General features: G+C 42.7%; 15 protein-coding genes. 9 read left to right on the top strand and 6 right to left on the bottom strand.

Annotation, left to right across the window (positions count from 1 at the left end):
- Positions 1 to 7: 7 nt before the first annotated feature.
- The 9 genes from ubiB (at position 8) to C2M25_RS09840 (ending at position 10,170) form a co-directional block, all read left to right on the top strand.
- On the top strand, positions 8 to 1,609 hold the full coding sequence (gene ubiB, locus C2M25_RS09880) for a ubiquinone biosynthesis regulatory protein kinase UbiB (RefSeq protein WP_105173903.1): 1,602 nt from the start codon (positions 8 to 10) through the stop codon (positions 1,607 to 1,609).
- 78 nt (positions 1,610 to 1,687) lie between these two features.
- Positions 1,688 to 1,927 carry a Sec-independent protein translocase subunit TatA gene (gene tatA / locus C2M25_RS09875; protein WP_063700991.1) on the top strand — a complete coding sequence of 80 codons (240 nt, stop codon included), beginning with the start codon at positions 1,688 to 1,690 and terminating at the stop codon, positions 1,925 to 1,927.
- A gap of 5 nt (positions 1,928 to 1,932) precedes the next feature.
- Positions 1,933 to 2,265: a Sec-independent protein translocase protein TatB gene (gene tatB, locus C2M25_RS09870; RefSeq protein ID WP_105181025.1), complete on the top strand. Its 333-nt coding sequence runs from the start codon at positions 1,933 to 1,935 to the stop codon at positions 2,263 to 2,265.
- A gap of 50 nt (positions 2,266 to 2,315) precedes the next feature.
- Positions 2,316 to 3,056 (top strand): twin-arginine translocase subunit TatC, encoded by a 741-nt coding sequence (gene tatC / locus C2M25_RS09865; protein WP_063700986.1) that lies wholly within the window; start codon positions 2,316 to 2,318, stop codon positions 3,054 to 3,056.
- The gene (locus C2M25_RS09860; protein WP_105181024.1) at positions 3,057 to 3,596 is read left to right on the top strand and encodes a hypothetical protein; all 540 of its coding nucleotides are present in this window, start codon (positions 3,057 to 3,059) and stop codon (positions 3,594 to 3,596) included.
- On the top strand, positions 3,596 to 4,378 hold the full coding sequence (locus C2M25_RS09855; RefSeq protein ID WP_105181023.1) for a TatD family hydrolase: 783 nt from the start codon (positions 3,596 to 3,598) through the stop codon (positions 4,376 to 4,378). The genes C2M25_RS09860 and C2M25_RS09855 overlap by 1 nt, the downstream gene beginning before the upstream one ends.
- Position 4,379: 1 nt before the next feature.
- Entirely contained in the window at positions 4,380 to 6,236 is a 1,857-nt protein-coding gene (locus C2M25_RS09850) for a sensor domain-containing diguanylate cyclase (protein ID WP_105181022.1), read from the top strand.
- A 13-nt stretch (positions 6,237 to 6,249) separates the two neighbouring features.
- A complete protein-coding gene (gene hemB / locus C2M25_RS09845) occupies positions 6,250 to 7,260 on the top strand; it encodes a porphobilinogen synthase (protein WP_063700976.1) in 1,011 nt (336 codons plus the stop codon).
- A 132-nt stretch (positions 7,261 to 7,392) separates the two neighbouring features.
- The gene (locus tag C2M25_RS09840) at positions 7,393 to 10,170 is read left to right on the top strand and encodes an ExeM/NucH family extracellular endonuclease (RefSeq protein ID WP_105181021.1); all 2,778 of its coding nucleotides are present in this window, start codon (positions 7,393 to 7,395) and stop codon (positions 10,168 to 10,170) included.
- 84 nt (positions 10,171 to 10,254) lie between these two features.
- Here C2M25_RS09840 and C2M25_RS09835 read toward each other — a convergent pair whose 3' ends face one another.
- From C2M25_RS09835 to C2M25_RS09810, 6 genes are all read right to left on the bottom strand, one after another.
- On the bottom strand, positions 10,255 to 10,671 hold the full coding sequence (locus tag C2M25_RS09835) for a hypothetical protein (protein WP_158679699.1): 417 nt from the start codon (positions 10,669 to 10,671) through the stop codon (positions 10,255 to 10,257).
- A gap of 423 nt (positions 10,672 to 11,094) precedes the next feature.
- On the bottom strand, positions 11,095 to 13,182 hold the full coding sequence (gene fusA / locus C2M25_RS09830; protein WP_063700970.1) for an elongation factor G: 2,088 nt from the start codon (positions 13,180 to 13,182) through the stop codon (positions 11,095 to 11,097).
- A 209-nt stretch (positions 13,183 to 13,391) separates the two neighbouring features.
- Positions 13,392 to 14,120: a response regulator gene (locus tag C2M25_RS09825; protein ID WP_063700968.1), complete on the bottom strand. Its 729-nt coding sequence runs from the start codon at positions 14,118 to 14,120 to the stop codon at positions 13,392 to 13,394.
- 36 nt (positions 14,121 to 14,156) lie between these two features.
- A complete protein-coding gene (locus C2M25_RS09820) occupies positions 14,157 to 15,779 on the bottom strand; it encodes an ATP-binding protein (protein WP_063700966.1) in 1,623 nt (540 codons plus the stop codon).
- 14 nt (positions 15,780 to 15,793) lie between these two features.
- Positions 15,794 to 17,332: a tripartite tricarboxylate transporter permease gene (locus C2M25_RS09815; RefSeq protein ID WP_105181019.1), complete on the bottom strand. Its 1,539-nt coding sequence runs from the start codon at positions 17,330 to 17,332 to the stop codon at positions 15,794 to 15,796.
- 3 nt (positions 17,333 to 17,335) lie between these two features.
- Positions 17,336 to 17,800: a tripartite tricarboxylate transporter TctB family protein gene (locus tag C2M25_RS09810; RefSeq protein WP_063700962.1), complete on the bottom strand. Its 465-nt coding sequence runs from the start codon at positions 17,798 to 17,800 to the stop codon at positions 17,336 to 17,338.
- Positions 17,801 to 17,806 lie beyond the last annotated feature (6 nt).

Below are 17,806 nucleotides of genomic sequence, written 5' to 3'. Positions count from 1 at the left end.
AACTTGTGTGTCGTCTGCTCGCCTTTATTACATCACTAAAACACTCCTGAGCTATGGCTTAGACGAATTAATTCCACGTAAGCGAGTGCCTTGGTTTGCAAAGCTTGCCCGTGGCAGCTTATTTTGGTTACGTAATCAACATAAAGATAAACCTGCAGGTATGCGCTTGCGACTTGCTTTGCAAGAGCTTGGCCCGGTGTGGATCAAGTTTGGCCAAATGCTATCGACACGCCGTGATTTACTGCCGCATGATGTCGCATTAGAACTTGCCTTATTGCAAGATCAGGTTGAGCCTTTTGAAGGTGAACTTGCTCAGCAGCTTATTGAAAAAGCGCTTGGCATTAATGATATCAGTGAGTTGTTTAGTGATTTTTCGCAAACACCTTTGGCATCAGCATCGATTGCACAAGTTCACACGGCAACCTTAATTGATGAACATGGCACACCTCAAGATGTGGTGATTAAAGTCATTCGCCCTAACATTAAAGAGCAAATTGATGCCGACTTAATGCTAATGCAAAAAGTCGCACGCTTAGTGGCTAAGTTGTTAAAAGAAGCAAAACGTTTACGCCCAATTGAGGTAGTAAACGAGTACAAAAAAACCTTGCTGGATGAGCTCGACTTAATGCGTGAAGGGGCGAATGCGATTCAGCTACGCCGTAACTTTGAAGATTCAGACTCTCTCTACATTCCTTTTGTTTACAGTGATTATAGCCGCAGTAATGTATTAGTAATGGAGCGTATTTACGGTATTCCAGTATCTGATACCGACGCATTGCTGGCACAAAATACCAATATGCAGCTGCTGGCTGAACGCGGGGTCGAAGTGTTTTTCACACAAGTTTTCCGTGATAGTTTTTTCCATGCAGATATGCACCCGGGTAATATCTTCGTGTCTCGCGAAAACCCGCATAATCCAAAATACATCGGCATCGATTGCGGCATTGTCGGCACCCTTAATCGTGAAGACAAACGCTATTTAGCAGAGAACTTTATTGCCTTCTTCAACCGTGATTACCGCCAAGTCGCACAACTACACGTAGATTCTGGCTGGGTGCCAGCCGATACCAGTATTGAAGAGTTTGAGTTTGCGATTCGTACTGTGTGCGAACCCATTTTCAATAAACCGCTTGCCGAAATCTCGTTTGGCCATGTGTTAGTAAACCTGTTTAATACGGCTCGTCGCTTTAATATGCAAGTTCAACCGCAATTAGTGTTACTGCAAAAGACGCTGTTGTATGTTGAAGGCCTTGGCAGACAACTGTATCCGCAGCTTGATTTATGGAAAACCGCTAAACCTTTTCTAGAAGATTGGGTCAAAGAACAAGTTGGTCCGCTTGCAGTAATGAAAAAAATGTATGCGAACTTGCCATTTTGGGCAGAAAAAATGCCTGAATTACCTGATTTAATTTATCAAAACTTAAAACGTCAGCAACAACCTGTACAATTGCCAGCGCCGCAATCAGCTAAACCTTTGTTACTTAGCATCTTTGCTGGTAGCTGTTTGATTGTTTCAGGCTTATGTTATTTACAGCATGACTTAGTCGCCAGTGCAATTACGGCAGGCTTTGCTGTCGTGGGCTTTATCGCAGCATGGCGCAGCGCATAAACTAAGTGCTATTTATGTTTTGGTGAGTATAATCGAGACAAGTCTATTCAATAAATTTGATAAAAAACGGAGTAACCCATGGGTTTTGGTGGTATCAGTATTTGGCAATTAATCATTATTTTGGCAATCATCGTTTTGTTATTTGGCACAAAAAAACTTCGTGGCATCGGCGGTGATTTAGGTAGCGCGGTAAAAGGCTTTAAAAAAGCCGTGTCTGACGATGACCAAACTAGCGCTAAAAGCGAGCAAATAGAACAAGCTTCTAACACGCAAAGCAAAGAAACCGTAGAGAAAAGCAAAGACGACCATAAGGCTTAATCAACATGGGGATGTGGGAACTTGTTGTCGTACTGATCGTGGGTCTGATTGTATTAGGCCCGGAGCGCTTGCCTGTGGCAATTCGCACAGTGAGCCGCTGGGTAAAAACATTAAAGTCAGTCGCCAACTCAGTGAAAGCTGAAGTGAACGAAGAACTCCGTATCCATGAGCTTCATGAAAATTTAAAAAAAGCAGAGCAACAAAACTTGCAAGAACTCTCGCCTGAGTTGCAAGACTCTGTAAACGAACTTCATAAGGCTGCTCAGTCAGTCACCCACAGTTACAAGAAAGACACGCCTGAAAAAGCAGAAATTAATAATAATGACGAAAAAAAGTGAATTTAAACTCTGCTTTTGTGGTCAATAACAACGATGATGAATAGTAAATTATGACCGAGCAAGCTCACACAGGCTTTGTTGGCCACTTAATTGAGTTACGAAACAGACTCATGAAAGCTTTGTTAAGCATTTTGCTAATATTTATCAGCTTGGTGTATTTTGCCAACGATATTTATAGCTTTGTTGCAGCTCCACTTATTGCAAACTTGCCTAGCACAGCCACCATGATCGCAACGGATGTCACAGCACCCTTTTTTGCGCCGTTTAAACTCACCTTATTTGTGGCGTTATTTGCTGCTATTCCTATGATACTGCATCAAGTTTGGAGCTTTATTGCACCTGGCTTGTATCAACATGAAAAGCGTATGCTGATGCCTATTTTGGCCTCTAGTATCTTGCTATTTTATAGTGGTATCGCATTTTGCTACTTTGTGGTGTTACCGATTATTTTAGGGTTTTTCACCAACACTGGCCCTGATATGATGACATTAGCACCAGATATTAGTAGCTACTTAAGTTTTGCTTTAAAACTGTTTTTTGCTTTTGGTATTGCGTTTGAAATACCTGTTGCCATCATGCTGTTATGCTGGAGTGGCGCAACAACAACGAAAAGTTTAAAAGAAAAACGACCTTATATCGTGGTAGGTGTATTCGTGGTTGCCATGTTCTTAACACCTCCTGATGTACTGTCACAAACATTACTAGCATTACCCATGCTGTTATTATTTGAATTAGGCTTAATTTTGGCTGCATTTTATACCGCCAAACCTCAACAGGAATCAGAGGAATAAATGAAAAAACAACTCATTCCATTCGTTGCACTGTTAACGATTACTGGCACTGCGCAAGCAAACGAAGTTAACTTACAAGCACTACAAGCCTGTACTTTTGTTGAAAATGATTTTAACCGTTTACTTTGTTACGACAACGTCATGGCGGGTAAATCACTTTCTAAACCGGCTACAAAACAACAAATTGAACAACCTGCGGCAAGCTCTGAAGCGCCAGTTGCAGTTGCAGCAGCACCTGTTACGGCAGCAGCAAGCACACAAATTGTAAAAACAAAAAATGAAGACTTTGGTTTAGAGCACAAAGAAGTTGCGAAAGTAAATGATGACCAGATTAGCGCTATCGTTAAAAGCGTTGAAAAAGCGCCATACGGAGAACTTATTATCGAGCTTGAAAATGGCCAGCAATGGCGTCAAGTTGGTTCTGATAGACTTAAGCTAAAAGTTAATGACACTGTTATTATTGAACGTGGAATCTTCAATTCTTTCTTGCTAAAAATTGAAGGCCAAAATCGTATGATTCGCGTTAAGCGTACTAACTAATGAGCATTTCGCTGGTTGATGCTGGCGTCAACTTAAGCAATCATCAATTTGATGATATTCATGGAGCTGTGTTACAACGTGCCGCTGAGGCAAATGTAACACAGATGCTTCTTATTGGCTGCGATCTGCAAACTAGCCAAGCCTCTCTTAAGCTCGCCAAACAGTTTAAGCAATTTTGCACTGCGGGGGTTCACCCTCATGATGCAAAAACCGCAGATGACCACCTTGAAGAACACTTAACAGCACTAAGCCAAAATCATGAAGTAGTTGCTATTGGTGAATGTGGCCTCGATTACAACCGTGATTTTTCTCCTCGTGATGTACAGCGCAGTATTTTCAGACGCCAACTGCAGCTTGCTGAGCAGCTTAATATGCCAGTGTACTTGCATGAACGAGATGCTAGTGAAGACATGTTGGCCATCTTGAGTGACTTCAAAGTACGAGGTGTATTGCACTGTTTTACGGGGGATGAAAAAGCGCTGCAAAGCTACCTCGCAATGGGGCTTTATATCGGTGTTACTGGCTGGGTATGCGATGAACGCCGCGGTGAGCAACTGCAAGCCTTGGTGCCAGCAATCCCTTTGAATCGCTTGTTAATTGAGACCGATGCGCCCTTTTTAATGCCAAGAAATATTCGACCAAGACCGAAGTCTCGTCGCAACGAACCTCAGAACCTTCCTTATGTATGTCAGCAAATTGCTGATTTAAAAGGCTGTGAATTTACTGAAGTGGCAAAACAAACTACACTAAACTTTCAGCAATTATTTTCCATAAAGGGTTAAGATGAAGCGCCTATGGTCACTATGTGGCGTACTCTTCGTTGTTTTATTTACTCCTTACTTACTCGCTAACCCTGTTGTTGTTAGCTCACAATTTAAGTCTCAACATACGTTACATGTTGAGTACACGCTTGATCCTATTACTCAACAACAAGCCTTTAGCAATACAAATGTAGTTTGGCAGGCAAGCAAAGGTGAAACCCTAAACCTAGGTATGACTTTAAAGCCTCTGTGGCTCAAGCTATCGATAAAAAACACCTCTTTAGATGATGTACCGCTGATATTATCGATAGATAACCCTTTGCTCGATGAAGTGAGTGTCTTTCATCTACAAGGTGGGCATGTGTTATTTAACACAAAAATAGGTGATGCAGTCCCATTAGCCAATCGACAAATTAAAAATGAATCGCTGTTAGTTTCATTAAGCATTCCAAAAGCTAGCCATTCAGAGGTTTATCTCAAAGTTAAAAACAACGGCGGCTTAAGAGTGCCTCTCAGTCTTTGGAAACCCTCAGAATACCTAAAACATAAAAGTAAATTTAACTTATTGTACGGTTTATTAGTCGGCTTTATTTTATCGCTGGCACTCACTAACTTAGTGCTTTATGGTTTTTCTAGACGCCGCTATTTCGCCTACACAGGGTTATTACTTACCTTGCTTTGGCTGTCGTTAGCGTATCTTTATGGCTTTGGTTATCGCTACCTGCAACCGAGCGGCTCATCCTTTCAACAGTTGACTATTCCGACTCTATTCTTTATCTGTGGTGCGTTATTTGTGCCATTGCAAGGGTATATATTCGGCTTTGCCAAATCTCGCTTAAATCGTTTTCAGTATTGGTTAGCCTGGGTCGTGGTGCTTGTCACCGTAATAATGTGGTTCTTACCAATTCATATTGCAATTACACTGTGCTTGTTAAGTTTACCTGTGGTGCTCATCATTTTTGCAGGCATTGCTATCAAACAGTTTAATCGTGAATACAAACAACCTTGTAGCGCTTTTCTAATCGCCCTATTCGCATTTTTCTGCGCCATTATTTACAGTGCACTTGGGGTGTTTAACCCGTTTAATTTAAATATCGGCGTGCTTTCACTCACCTTCATTTGCTTTTTGGTTTGTAGCTTAAGTTTAAGCTATGCCGTTATAAAACTATTTTTGATGCAGCGCGATGCCGAAGTTGCAGCGCAACAAAATGCATTAGCGGAAAGCAAAGCAAAAGATACCTTAATGCGCGAGCGGCTTGAACTGCAAGAACAGGCGCGCCAAGACCTTGAAGCGAATATCGAGGAGCGTACCTTTGAGTTACAAGTGACATTACGCGAGCTTGAAGAGAAAAACCGTGAGCTTGAACAACTCAATATGGAAGACGCGCTGACAAAAACCAAGAACCGCCGTTACTTCGATAAAAAACTCCTGATGGATATTCGTCGCTCGCGACGTGAACAAACACCTTTAGCCATCATCATGTTAGATATTGACCATTTCAAAGCAATTAATGACACCTATGGTCATTTAACCGGTGATCAAACCATTCAATCTGCCGCCGATGTCATTAAACAACACCTGAAACGCCCGCTCGATGAAGTGGCGCGCTATGGCGGCGAAGAGTTTGTGGTGCTGTTGCCAAATACACCACTGGCAGGTGCATTAGAAATTGCCGAACAAATACGCAAAGCCGCAGAAAATACTGATATAATAGTTGCCGGAACAACGATTAAATTTACTTTGAGTGCAGGTGTTTACAGCGCAATTGCTGAAGACATTAATAACCCAAGTTTATTCACTGACTATGCCGACAAAGCCTTATATCATGCCAAGCAAACGGGTCGAAATCGCGTAGTGAGTTATCCTCTACCAGACTAGGAGTATACAAAGCATGGCCCAATCAGGACTCGACCTTTTCCCTTATACACGTATGCGCCGCATGCGTCGTGATGACTTCTCTCGTCGCCTAATGGCTGAAAACCAACTAACCGTTAATGACCTTATTTTTCCTGTATTTGTGTTAGAAGGTAAAAACCGCCGCGAAGCCATTGAGTCTATGCCAGGCATTGACCGTCTTTCTATTGATTTACTACTTGAAGAAGCAAAAGAACTCGTTGAATTAGGTGTGCCAGCAGTGGCGATTTTCCCAGTAACACCGAGCGATAAAAAATCGTTGCTGGCTGAAGAAGCCTATAACCCAGATGCATTAGCACAACGCACTGTTCGTGCACTTAAAGAAGCTTTTCCAACCCTTGGTGTGATCACTGATGTGGCACTTGACCCGTTCACCGTGCATGGTCAAGACGGTATCATTGATGAAGATGGCTATGTGATTAATGATGTCACAACTGAAATCTTAGTAAAACAAGCACTGTCGCATGCCGAAGCGGGTGCTGATGTAGTTGCACCTTCAGACATGATGGATGGACGCATTGGTGCTATTCGTGAAGCACTTGAAGCCGAAGGTCATATCCACACTCGTATTATGGCTTACTCTGCAAAATACGCTTCAAGCTACTATGGCCCATTCCGTGATGCGGTAGGCTCTGCAGGTAACTTAAAAGGTGCCGATAAAAAGACCTATCAAATGGATCCAGCCAACTCAGATGAAGCTATTCGTGAAGTTGCCCTTGATCTGCAAGAAGGCGCAGACATGGTTATGGTAAAACCTGGTATGCCATATTTAGATGTTGTACGTCGCGTAAAAGATGAGTTTGGTGTACCAACATTTGCATACCAAGTGAGCGGTGAATATGCCATGCATAAAGCGGCCATTGATAACGGTTGGCTTGCAGAAGAAGCAATAATCATGGAGTCATTATTGGCATTTAAGCGTGCTGGCGCCGATGGCATCCTGACATATTTTGCAAAACAAGCAGCAATTTGGTTAAAAAATAACTAATCTAAAGCAAATGTTCTAAAAATTGGTAATTATTCCGATTTTATTAACATTTTGTATTTAATTTGTCATAGATTTTTCTTAAAGTACTGTGTCCCATATTGGGACTTTTATAATACATACACGGGAAAAATAATGATAAATACAAAATTAACGCCGCTCGCGCTTGTGATTGCAAGCTTGAGCGCGCCTGCTTCTGCCAACCTAATCATCTCTGAATACGTTGAAGGAAGCTCTAACAATAAAGCGGTAGAGCTTTATAACACGTCTGGTGCTGATCTATCGCTTGACGGTTACACCATCTCTTTATACTCAAATGGTAATGGCGACCTTGCTGCGCCAAACAACACCTTAGCGCTAACCGGTACACTTGCTGCAAATGCAACTTACGTTATTGTTAACGCAGGATCTGCAGATGAACTAAAAGCAAAAGGCAACACCGAATCAACTATCACTTATTTCAACGGTGATGACGCATTAGTACTAACTAAAGACGGTGCAATCGTTGATAGCTTTGGTCAACTTGGTGTTGATCCGGGTTCAGCATGGGATGAAGGCGGTGTTTCTACACAAAATAAAACGCTTCGCCGTAAAGCAACTGTGACTGCAGGTCGTACAGATGCAACATCAGCATTCAACCCAAGCGATGAGTGGGAACAATTCGACCAAGACGATTTCAGCAATATTGGTTTATACGGTGATAGCACAGAGCCAACACCTGAACCAGATCCAGTGACACCGCTTGAGTGTGGCGCAACAAAAACGTTAATTAGCGCAATTCAAGGTGAAGGCGGTGACAGCCCGCTCATTAACACTGAAGTTGAAGTTGAAGGTATTGTTACAGCTGACTTCCAAGGTGATGATCAACTAAAAGGCTTCTTCATTAGCTCACTTGCTGCTGATGTTGATACAAACCCACTTACTTCTGAAGGTGTATTCGTTTATTTCGCAGATACTGATGTTGCTGTAGGTGACCACGTACGTATTAAAGGTAGCGTGGCAGAATACTACAGCGCAACACAACTAGGCGATGTTAGCCAAGTTGAGATCTGTGCAACCGGCTTATCGACAGATGCAACCGCTATCACTTTACCAGTTACTGACGTTGCAGACCTTGAAGCCTATGAAGGTATGTTAGTAACCATCGCGCAACCTTTAGTAGTTAATAATAACTACGGTCTTGGCCGCTATGGTGAAGTTGACTTAGGTACTGAGCGTTTATACCAAGGTACTCAAGTGGCACTACCAGGTGATGCAGCGAATGCGATTGAAACTGAAAACCTTAAAAAACAAATCTTAATCGACGATGGTTCAACAAAACAAAACCTTGATCCAATTGCCTACCCAGGAACGGGGCTTGATGCCTATAACACATTACGTTTAGGCGACACTGTAAATACGATTACTGGTGTAATGGGTTACAGCTTTGACCGTTACCGCATTCACCCAACAGTGAAGCCTGAATTCACAGCAACTAACCCTCGTACAGATGCTCCAGAGCTTAACGAAGAAGCTGATCTACGTGTAGCGAGCTTTAACGTATTAAACTACTTTAATGGCGACGGCCAAGGTGCAGGCTTCCCAACTAGCCGTGGTGCAGACAGCGAAGAAGAGTTTATCCGTCAGCAAGCTAAAATTGTCAGCGCAATTACAGCTATCAATGCAGATGTTATTGGCTTAATGGAAATCGAAAACGATGGTTTCGGTGAAAATAGCGCCATTGCAAGCCTAGTAAAAGCACTGAATGACGAAGATGCAGAAAACACCTACGCATTTGTTGATTTTGGTGTTGATAAGATTGGTACTGATGAAATTACAACAGCACTTATTTATCGCTCAAATAAAGTATCTGAAGTGGGTAAAGCAGCTCATACAACTGTAGAACCTTTTGATTACAGCAATCGTCCACCTATTGCGCAAAGCTTCCAATCTCTTGAGAGCGAAGAAATCTTCACAGTTGCAGTTGCACACTTAAAATCAAAAGGCGGCTGTGGCAGCGCTGAAGGCAACAATGCTGACTTAGGCGATGGCCAAGCATGTTGGAATGAAATCCGTGTTGCGGGTGCAAATGCATACGCAGATTGGTTAGCAACTTACCCAACTGAAGTTGAAGATGAAGATATCATCCTAGTGGGTGATATGAACTCTTATGCAATGGAAGATCCTATCCGTGCATTTGCAGATAAAGGTCTTAAAAGTGCAGTAGCTGAACTAGACGGCGACACACAAGGTTACTCTTATAGCTTCTCTGGTCGCATTGGTAGCCTTGACCACGCACTAGTATCAGAATCTATGCTAGGAAAAGTTGTTGCTGCAACAGATTGGCACATCAATGCTGACGAACCAATCAGCTTAGATTACAACCTAGAGTTTAAGTCTGATACACAGCAAGCTAGCCTGTATGCAGACAACGCATACCGCGCATCTGATCACGACCCTGTGATTGTTGATATTCAATCTGCAGAGCCTATTCCTGCAGAGCAAGCGCCAGTAATTGAAGCAAGTCAATCATTCGAAATCGTAGAAAACAGTGAAATTGGCGCAGTGATTGGTCAACTTGTATTCTCTGATGGCGACGCTGATTACACGCCAGTAGTAAGCTTTAGCATTGAAGGTGAGCATGCTGATGTTATTGCAATCAGTGCAGCAGGTGAAATCACAGTAGCTAAAGCACTCGACTTTGAAGAAGAAGACAAGCTTACGCTGATGATCCGTGCAGAAGATAGCGCAGGCAACTTATCAGAAGCACAACTGCTATACATCAACATCACTAACGATGAAGCTGATGATGTAACTGAAGAAGTTGAAGAAGATGAAACAGAAGAAGAGTCAAAAGATGATGATTCTGGTTCATTTGCTTGGTTAAGCTTACTTGCTTTACCATTTGCACTACGTCGTCGTATGAAAAAATAAACGACGCTGTATATAAATAAGGCCGCTTTCGCGGCCTTTTTTATTTCTGTTCACATAATTTAGCATTATTGAGGCTTGCTAGTATTAGGCTTTACATTGCAGATTAGGCTTTATGGCACAACCTGCTTTTGACTTATAGAGCTTAGCAATGTCACTCTGTTGCTGCTCATCTACCTGCCAGTTCATAAACTGATATGACTTGCCATTCTGCAAGTTGATTTTAAATACGGTGATGAATGCCACTTGGTTAAACTCAACAGCCAGGATGTCTTCAGCATTGATATAACGCTTACCAAATCCGCGCGAATAACAAATACCCGCTTTATAGCAGTGTAAAAAGCGTACTTGTAAGAAGTTTAATACGGTAATAAATAAAAGGGCTGGCAGCATCAACATCAAGAGCGGAGCGCCCAGCAAAGTAACGCTTAATGCAACAAGAATAGCCAATGCTATCTTGCTTCCCTGTAGAGTCCAATTGGGACTTAACTTAATCGTTTTCATGAAAATGTTTCTTTAGTTGTAATATTTAATAAGCAGACGTTTAATACAAAATGATTAAAAATCATTTAATCTGCGATTCTACACAGGGTAAAAAAGGTACACAAGGTACAAAAAAGCACTTTTTTACTAGAACAAAAGAATTAATACACAACTAATTAATAGTAATGTACTTTTTCTTAAAATGAATTTTGTATTAAAATCGTACAATTTTCACTCAGCAATACCAATGCATTACACACCACTCTTCAACAACAACAAAAGTGTGAGATTGCTTTAGGTACATTAATAATAAAAGGCTGAATGGCAGGTTAATTTATAAAGATATGAAATGATTAATTTGTAACCGAAAATACTTAGCATGAAATTTAGATAATAAAAAACCCGCAACAAGTGCGGGTTTTTTTAAAGAAGTTAAAAGGCTAATTACTTAGCAGCTTTTTTCTCTTTTTCTGCAGCGATTACAGTTTCAGCTACGTTCTGTGGACATGGTGCGTAGTGTGAGAACTCCATAGAGAACTGACCACGACCAGACGTGATAGTACGTAAGTGACCGATGTAACCGAACATTTCTGAAAGTGGTACTTCACCCTTGATGCGAACGCCCATTGCGCCTGCTTCTTGGTCTTTGATCATACCACGACGACGGTTAAGGTCACCGATTACGTCACCCACGTTGTCTTCTGGAGTGAACACGTCAACTTTCATGATTGGCTCAAGAAGTTGTGCGCCCGCTTTAGGGATAGACTGACGGAAAGCGCCTTTAGCAGCGATTTCGAACGCGATTGCTGATGAGTCAACTGCGTGGAATGCACCGTCAACTAATTCAACTTCAACGTCTAACACTGGGAAGCCAGCTAGAACACCTTCTTGCATCATTGATGCGAAGCCTTTCTCAACTGCAGGCCAGAATTCCTTAGGAACGTTACCACCAACAACTGAAGACGTGAATGTGAAACCTGAGTTAGGCTCACCTGGCTTGATGCGGTAATCGATCTTACCGAATTGACCAGAACCACCAGATTGTTTCTTGTGCGTGTAGCTATCTTCGATTTCTTTCGTGATAGTTTCACGGTAAGCAACCTGAGGTTGACCAACGATTAGGTCTACGCCGTAAGTACGCTTAAGGATATCTACTTTGATATCTAAGTGTAGCTCACCCATACCTTTAAGGATGGTTTCGCCTGAATCTTCGTCAGTTTCAACTTGGAATGAAGGATCTTCTGCAACCATCTTACCGATCGCGATACCCATCTTCTCGTTACCGCCTTTGTCTTTAGGAGCAACAGCGATTGAGATAACTGGATCAGGGAAGATCATCGCTTCAAGTGTACATTCGTGCTTAGGATCACATAGAGTGTGACCAGTTTGAACGTTCTTCATACCAACAACAGCGATAATGTCACCCGCTTGCGCTTCAGAGATCTCGTTACGGTCGTTAGCTTGCATCTCAACCATACGGCCGATACGCTCTGTTTTACCAGTTGCAGAGTTAAGTACTGTGTCACCTTTCTTCATACGACCTGAGTAGATACGGATGAACGTAAGTGCACCGAAACGGTCGTCCATGATTTTGAACGCTAACGCTTTAAGTGGCGCATCTGCATCAACAGTTGCAACTTCACCAGTCGCTTCACCTGTTTCAGGATCAGTTAGAGGTTGTGGATCAACTTCTGTAGGCGCAGGTAGGTAATCTACAACCGCGTCTAGTACTAATTGCATACCTTTGTTTTTGAATGCAGAACCACAGAAAGTTGGGAAGAAAGCAAGGTCACGAGTACCTTTACGGATACACGCTTTGATTTGCTCTAGTGAAGGAACTTCACCTTCCATGTACGCTTCCATTAGGTCGTCGTCTTGCTCAACAGCAGACTCAACTAGCATCTCATGGTATTCTTCAACTTTGTCAACCATGTCAGCTGGAACGTCTTGTACTGTGTAGTTTTCAGGAAGACCAGTCTCATCCCAAACGTATGCTTTTTTCTCAAGTACGTCTACAACACCACAGAATTGATCTTCGATACCGATTGGTAGAGTCATAACTAGTGGGTTAGCACCAAGTACTTTTTCAACTTGACCAACTACGCGGTAGAAGTCAGCACCCATACGGTCTAGTTTGTTTACGAAGATTACACGTGCAACTTCTGATTCGTTAGCGTAACGCCAGTTAGTTTCTGATTGTGGCTCAACACCACCAGAACCACAGAATACACCGATACCACCGTCTAGTACTTTAAGTGAACGGTATACTTCTACTGTGAAGTCAACGTGTCCCGGAGTATCGATAACGTTTAAGCGGTGGCCTTTCCACTCACAAGTTACAGCTGCTGATTGGATTGTAATACCGCGCTCAGCTTCTTGTTCCATGAAGTCAGTAGTAGACTCACCGTCGTGTACCTCACCAGTCTTATGAATTTTACCCGTAAGCTTAAGGATACGCTCAGTGGTGGTAGTTTTACCCGCGTCAACGTGGGCGAAAATACCAATATTTCTGTACTTCGATAAATCTGCCATTATTTTACTCTTAATAAAGTCGAAAAATTATTCGGCGGGAGTATAGCATTACTTAAAGCGAACATCACCATCGAAGTCGCTTAAAATGCAATCAATTTTATAAAATTTTTCTATGCTAAGGATAAGCGGCACTTTTTATGGTGCCGATTAATGAATTTATGTGACTAAAATCGTTAATTTAACGGTAATTTACCCGATAAATGATGCGATTAGCTGCTTGTCATTTTGTAACAGCGTTCAGGTCGGCCGATACTTCCGTAGCTTTGATCCGCACTGACTTGCTCTGCTTCAAGCAGATATTCAAGGTAACGACGGGCTGTTGAACGACTTACCCCCACCAAATCGCCCATTTGCTGAGCTGTAAAATTTGCACCTAAATTTGCTTTAAACGCTTTTAAGATCTTTTGCAAAGTCAGTTGATCCACCCCTTTTGGCAACCTGACCGGCGCTTTTAACTGCTCTTGCGATCCAAATAAGGTATCAACCATTGATTGGGTCACTTCATCGGCATCTGACAAGCATTGCTGCCTTGCTTCGAATCGCGCCAGCGCTTGATCCAACCGATTGAGCATTAACGGTTTCACTAAGAAATCACAGGCACCAAGCTGCATCGCTTTTTCCAGTGTTTCGACTTCTTTTGCTGCGGTTAACAGCATTACTTCGCTTTTCATTTCTTCGCGGCGTAATTCATTGAGTAAATCAAGGCCATTACCATCGGGTAAATGAATATCCAGCAAAATTAAATCAGCATTAATCGCCGATAACAGCGCTTTCGCGGTGGCAAGATTGCCAGCAATACCTACAACCTGATATTGCCCCTGACGCAGTGTTTGCCGTGCCCCTTGTTGGCCAGCAACGCCATGTGGAAGTAATAAGTATTGCGCCAACAACTGGGCTACTTCTACTTCGTCTTCAACAATGACAACCGAGTAAGTCATGTTCTTTACCTTTTATTTATAGGCTGATCGTTTTTATTATTTTGGAATGTAGACACTTAAACGTGCCCCCATCAGATCAGACTCACCTATTTCTAAACTACCACGACACGAATCTAAATTGGTTTTAACCAAATAAAGGCCGATACCATGCTCAGCCCCTGACTTAGAGCTGTATTGTGGTGTAAATACCACATCCTTGTCATCGCCTAAACCAAAACCGCTGTCTTCAACATCAAACAATAATGTTTTACTGGTTTCATCAACCGTAACACGAACCTTAGGGGTACGTGTATCGCTAGCTCGAATGGCAGCTTCAATTGCGTTATCAATCAAGTTGCCAAGTATCGAAACAACCCGTTCTAGCATATCTTTACGGGTGATCGATCCTAGTAAGCTGTCTGGATTAAGCTCAAGGATTACATTAAGTTCACGGGCTTTGTGATATTTACCAACCAATAAACCTGCTAGTACCGGATCTTGGATCCTTTCGAGTAAATGATGGATCTGCGCTTGCGAGCCTTTACTTTCTTGGCCAATTAACTCAATTGCCTGATCCGTTTGCCCCATTTGAATTAACGCACCAATTAAGTTTAGCTTGTTTGAGTAATCATGGGTTTGCACCCGCAATAGCTCAGCAAAAGCTTGTACTTTAGTTAATTGTTGCGATAAATATTCAAGCTCATCCGCAGGGCGCATACTCAGCAAAATACCATCAGCCTGACCTTGCACCTGCAATGCATACCGCGACAATACAATGCGTTTATCGGCGGCAAATAATTCAAAACCAACAATCGGACGCTGTTGGTTATGCATTAAAAATTCAGCATGTTCAGGAAGTAAATCTTCAAGTTTAAGTGGTTGATGGATACAGCTGATCGGTTTACCAAGGATTTCGCAAGCACGCTGGTTTAAGTTACGCACGTTACCCTCAGGGTCGAGGGCGATAATGCCGCTACGAACGGTATTCAAAATAGCATCTTGCTCAGAGAACAACCGTGCTATTTCGTCAGGCTGTAAACCAAAAATAGCATTACGTACCCGTTGACCGATATACACCGCAGCCAAAATACTTAAACCAACTAACAACAAGCCCCAAAGCATAATTTCAGCACTGCGAGCACGAATGAGCGGCTCAATTGATTGCACTAAAAAGCCAACCGAAACCAAGCCGATAACTTCGCCCTGCTCTGAAAGCACGGGGACTTTGCCACGGATAGATTCGCCCAAACTCCCTTTTGCAATCGATACATACCGCTCACCACGTAGCGCCGCTTTACTATCACCACCCACCATCGGCTTACCGAGCTTGTCAGAGTCGGGGTGAACAATGCGGCGAGTATTTCTATCGCCAATAACGATAAAGCTAGCTGCAGTGAGTTCACGAATATGCTCTATTTGCGTATTTAACTCATCAAGTCCTTGCTTGGTTTGCAATGCATATTGTACGTCATCCCGTGAGGCAATGCTGGTTGCGAGCGCAAGGGCTTTATCACCCATGTGGTTATGTAAGCTTTCTGCAGTGATCTGATACACCAAAGCGCCAAACAACACAGCTTGCAAAACACATAGACCGGTAACCCAAATGATGAGTCGCGTTTCTAAGCGCTTTGGTTTTTTAACCATATGCTGAAATGGGTTTAGCTTATTGGTGTATCTCATATCAGTGCCTTGTTCTACGCATGTTGCTCTGCTTGCGTAGCTGCTTTGTCTTTACGACGTTGGACAATATAGTCTTTCAGTGGGAACAACAACACTAAGATCGAAATCACAAAAATACTCAGTGTTAATGGGCGGTCCCATAAAAAGCTCAGCGAGCCATCTGAAATCATCATGGCACGGCGGAAATTTCGCTCAATCATATCACCGAGGATAAAGCCAAGTAATAAAGGCGCCATCGGGAACGCTAACAATCGAAGTACCAAGGCCACCAGCGCAAAGCCCACCATCATAAATAAATCAAAGGTGTTAAATGACACTAAATACACGCCAATTAAGCTGAAGAATAAAATCATCACTGTCAGCACAGATTTAGGCATTGCCAGCACTTTAGCGAAATACGGGATCAGCGGCAGATTCAAAATAAGCAGTACAATATTGCCAAAGTACATACTGACAATAACTGCCCAAAACACGCTTGGGTTTTCTTGCATTAACATAGGACCCGGCTGAATACCGTAGGCAATTAATGCACCTAACATAATCGCTGTCGTACCAGAGCCCGGAATACCTAAAGTCAGCAATGGTACAAATGAGCCAGTACAGGCTGCATTATTAGCCGACTCAGGTGCAGCTAAGCCACGCATTGAACCCTTACCAAATTTATCTTTCAGTCCTTTTGGAGCAAGATTACGCTCAGTAGCATAGGCCATAAAGCTGGCAATCGTTGCCCCTGCACCCGGTAAAACACCGACAATAAAACCAAGTAAAGATGAGCGGCCAACCACTGGAGCCATGTCTTTGACTTCTTCTTTAGTCAGTTTTGTTGAACCAATTTTTGGCGTATCAGGATCGTCCAGTTTTTTATCTGGCTCAGCTTCTGGGCGCGCCACATTAATCAGTGCCTCAGCCAACGCAAACGTTGCCATTGCCACTAATAAAAAGCTAATCCCATCTAATAAATCGGCTTGGCCAAAGGTAAAGCGCTCGGTACCTGAAGAGGGATCAATACCAACCGTTGCCAGCATTAAACCAAATACCGTCATCATCATGGCTTTTAAAAATTGCCCTTTATTAGAGAATGCAGCAATGGCCGTTAAGCCTAAAAACATCAGTACAACATAATCAGGCGATTGGAAACTTAATGACACTTTCGCTAATAATGGCGCCGCCACCATCAGTAAAATGGCGCCAATCGTCCCGCCTATAAAAGATGAATAAGCTGCAATCGCAAGGGCTTTACCTGCCTTACCCTGCTTTGCTAGCGGGTAACCATCAAACGATGACGCTACCGTACCCGCTACACCCGGCGCATTAATCAAAATAGAAGAAGTAGAGCCACCGAATATAGCTCCGTAGTAAACACCTGCCATTAAAATCATGCCCGAATCAGCACCGATGCTGTAAGTGATCGGGATCATCAACGCAATCGCAGTAATTGGCCCAAGGCCAGGTAGCATACCGATGAACGTGCCAACAAAGCAGCCAACAATCACATATAACAAGTTGTTCCAGTCGAGTACGGTCGACAAACCTAACATAATTCCATCAAGCATAACTTAACTCCACAGATTGCCAGGTACTAAGTAAATGCCCAGTACTTGTGTCATTAAAAACCAAAAAACCACGGCCACAGGTACAGAGGCAAACAACAACACCTTCTTACGGCGCTCACCCATAATAAAAAAGCCAGCAATTAAAAAGGCACTAGTGGCAATTAAAAAGCCGAACGGTTCAAGCATGGCGCTATAAGCAACCATCAACACCAACAGTGCAAAGGTACGTAGTAAGTTGCCCTTACTGAGTAGCTCTGCTTTTTCTGCTGGTGCTTGCTTTAATAAGTTGGCACCAATCGAGAGTACACACACCACAATACCGAATACCGCATACACTTTTGGTAAGGTTGCTGAAGTAACGCTTTCGTACTCTTCAAATGGCATAAGTGGAATTTGCCAAGCCACAAGGGCGTAGAGGGTAAAGAGGACCAAGAATAAACTTGGTCCAATTAGTTCACGGTTTAACATCGTCTA

Origin of the sequence: Pseudoalteromonas sp. T1lg21 (assembly GCF_002964625.1) — a bacterium.
GTDB classification, from domain to species: Bacteria; Pseudomonadota; Gammaproteobacteria; order Enterobacterales; family Alteromonadaceae; genus Pseudoalteromonas; species Pseudoalteromonas gelatinilytica.
This window is presented reverse-complemented; position numbering and strand designations above follow the sequence as displayed.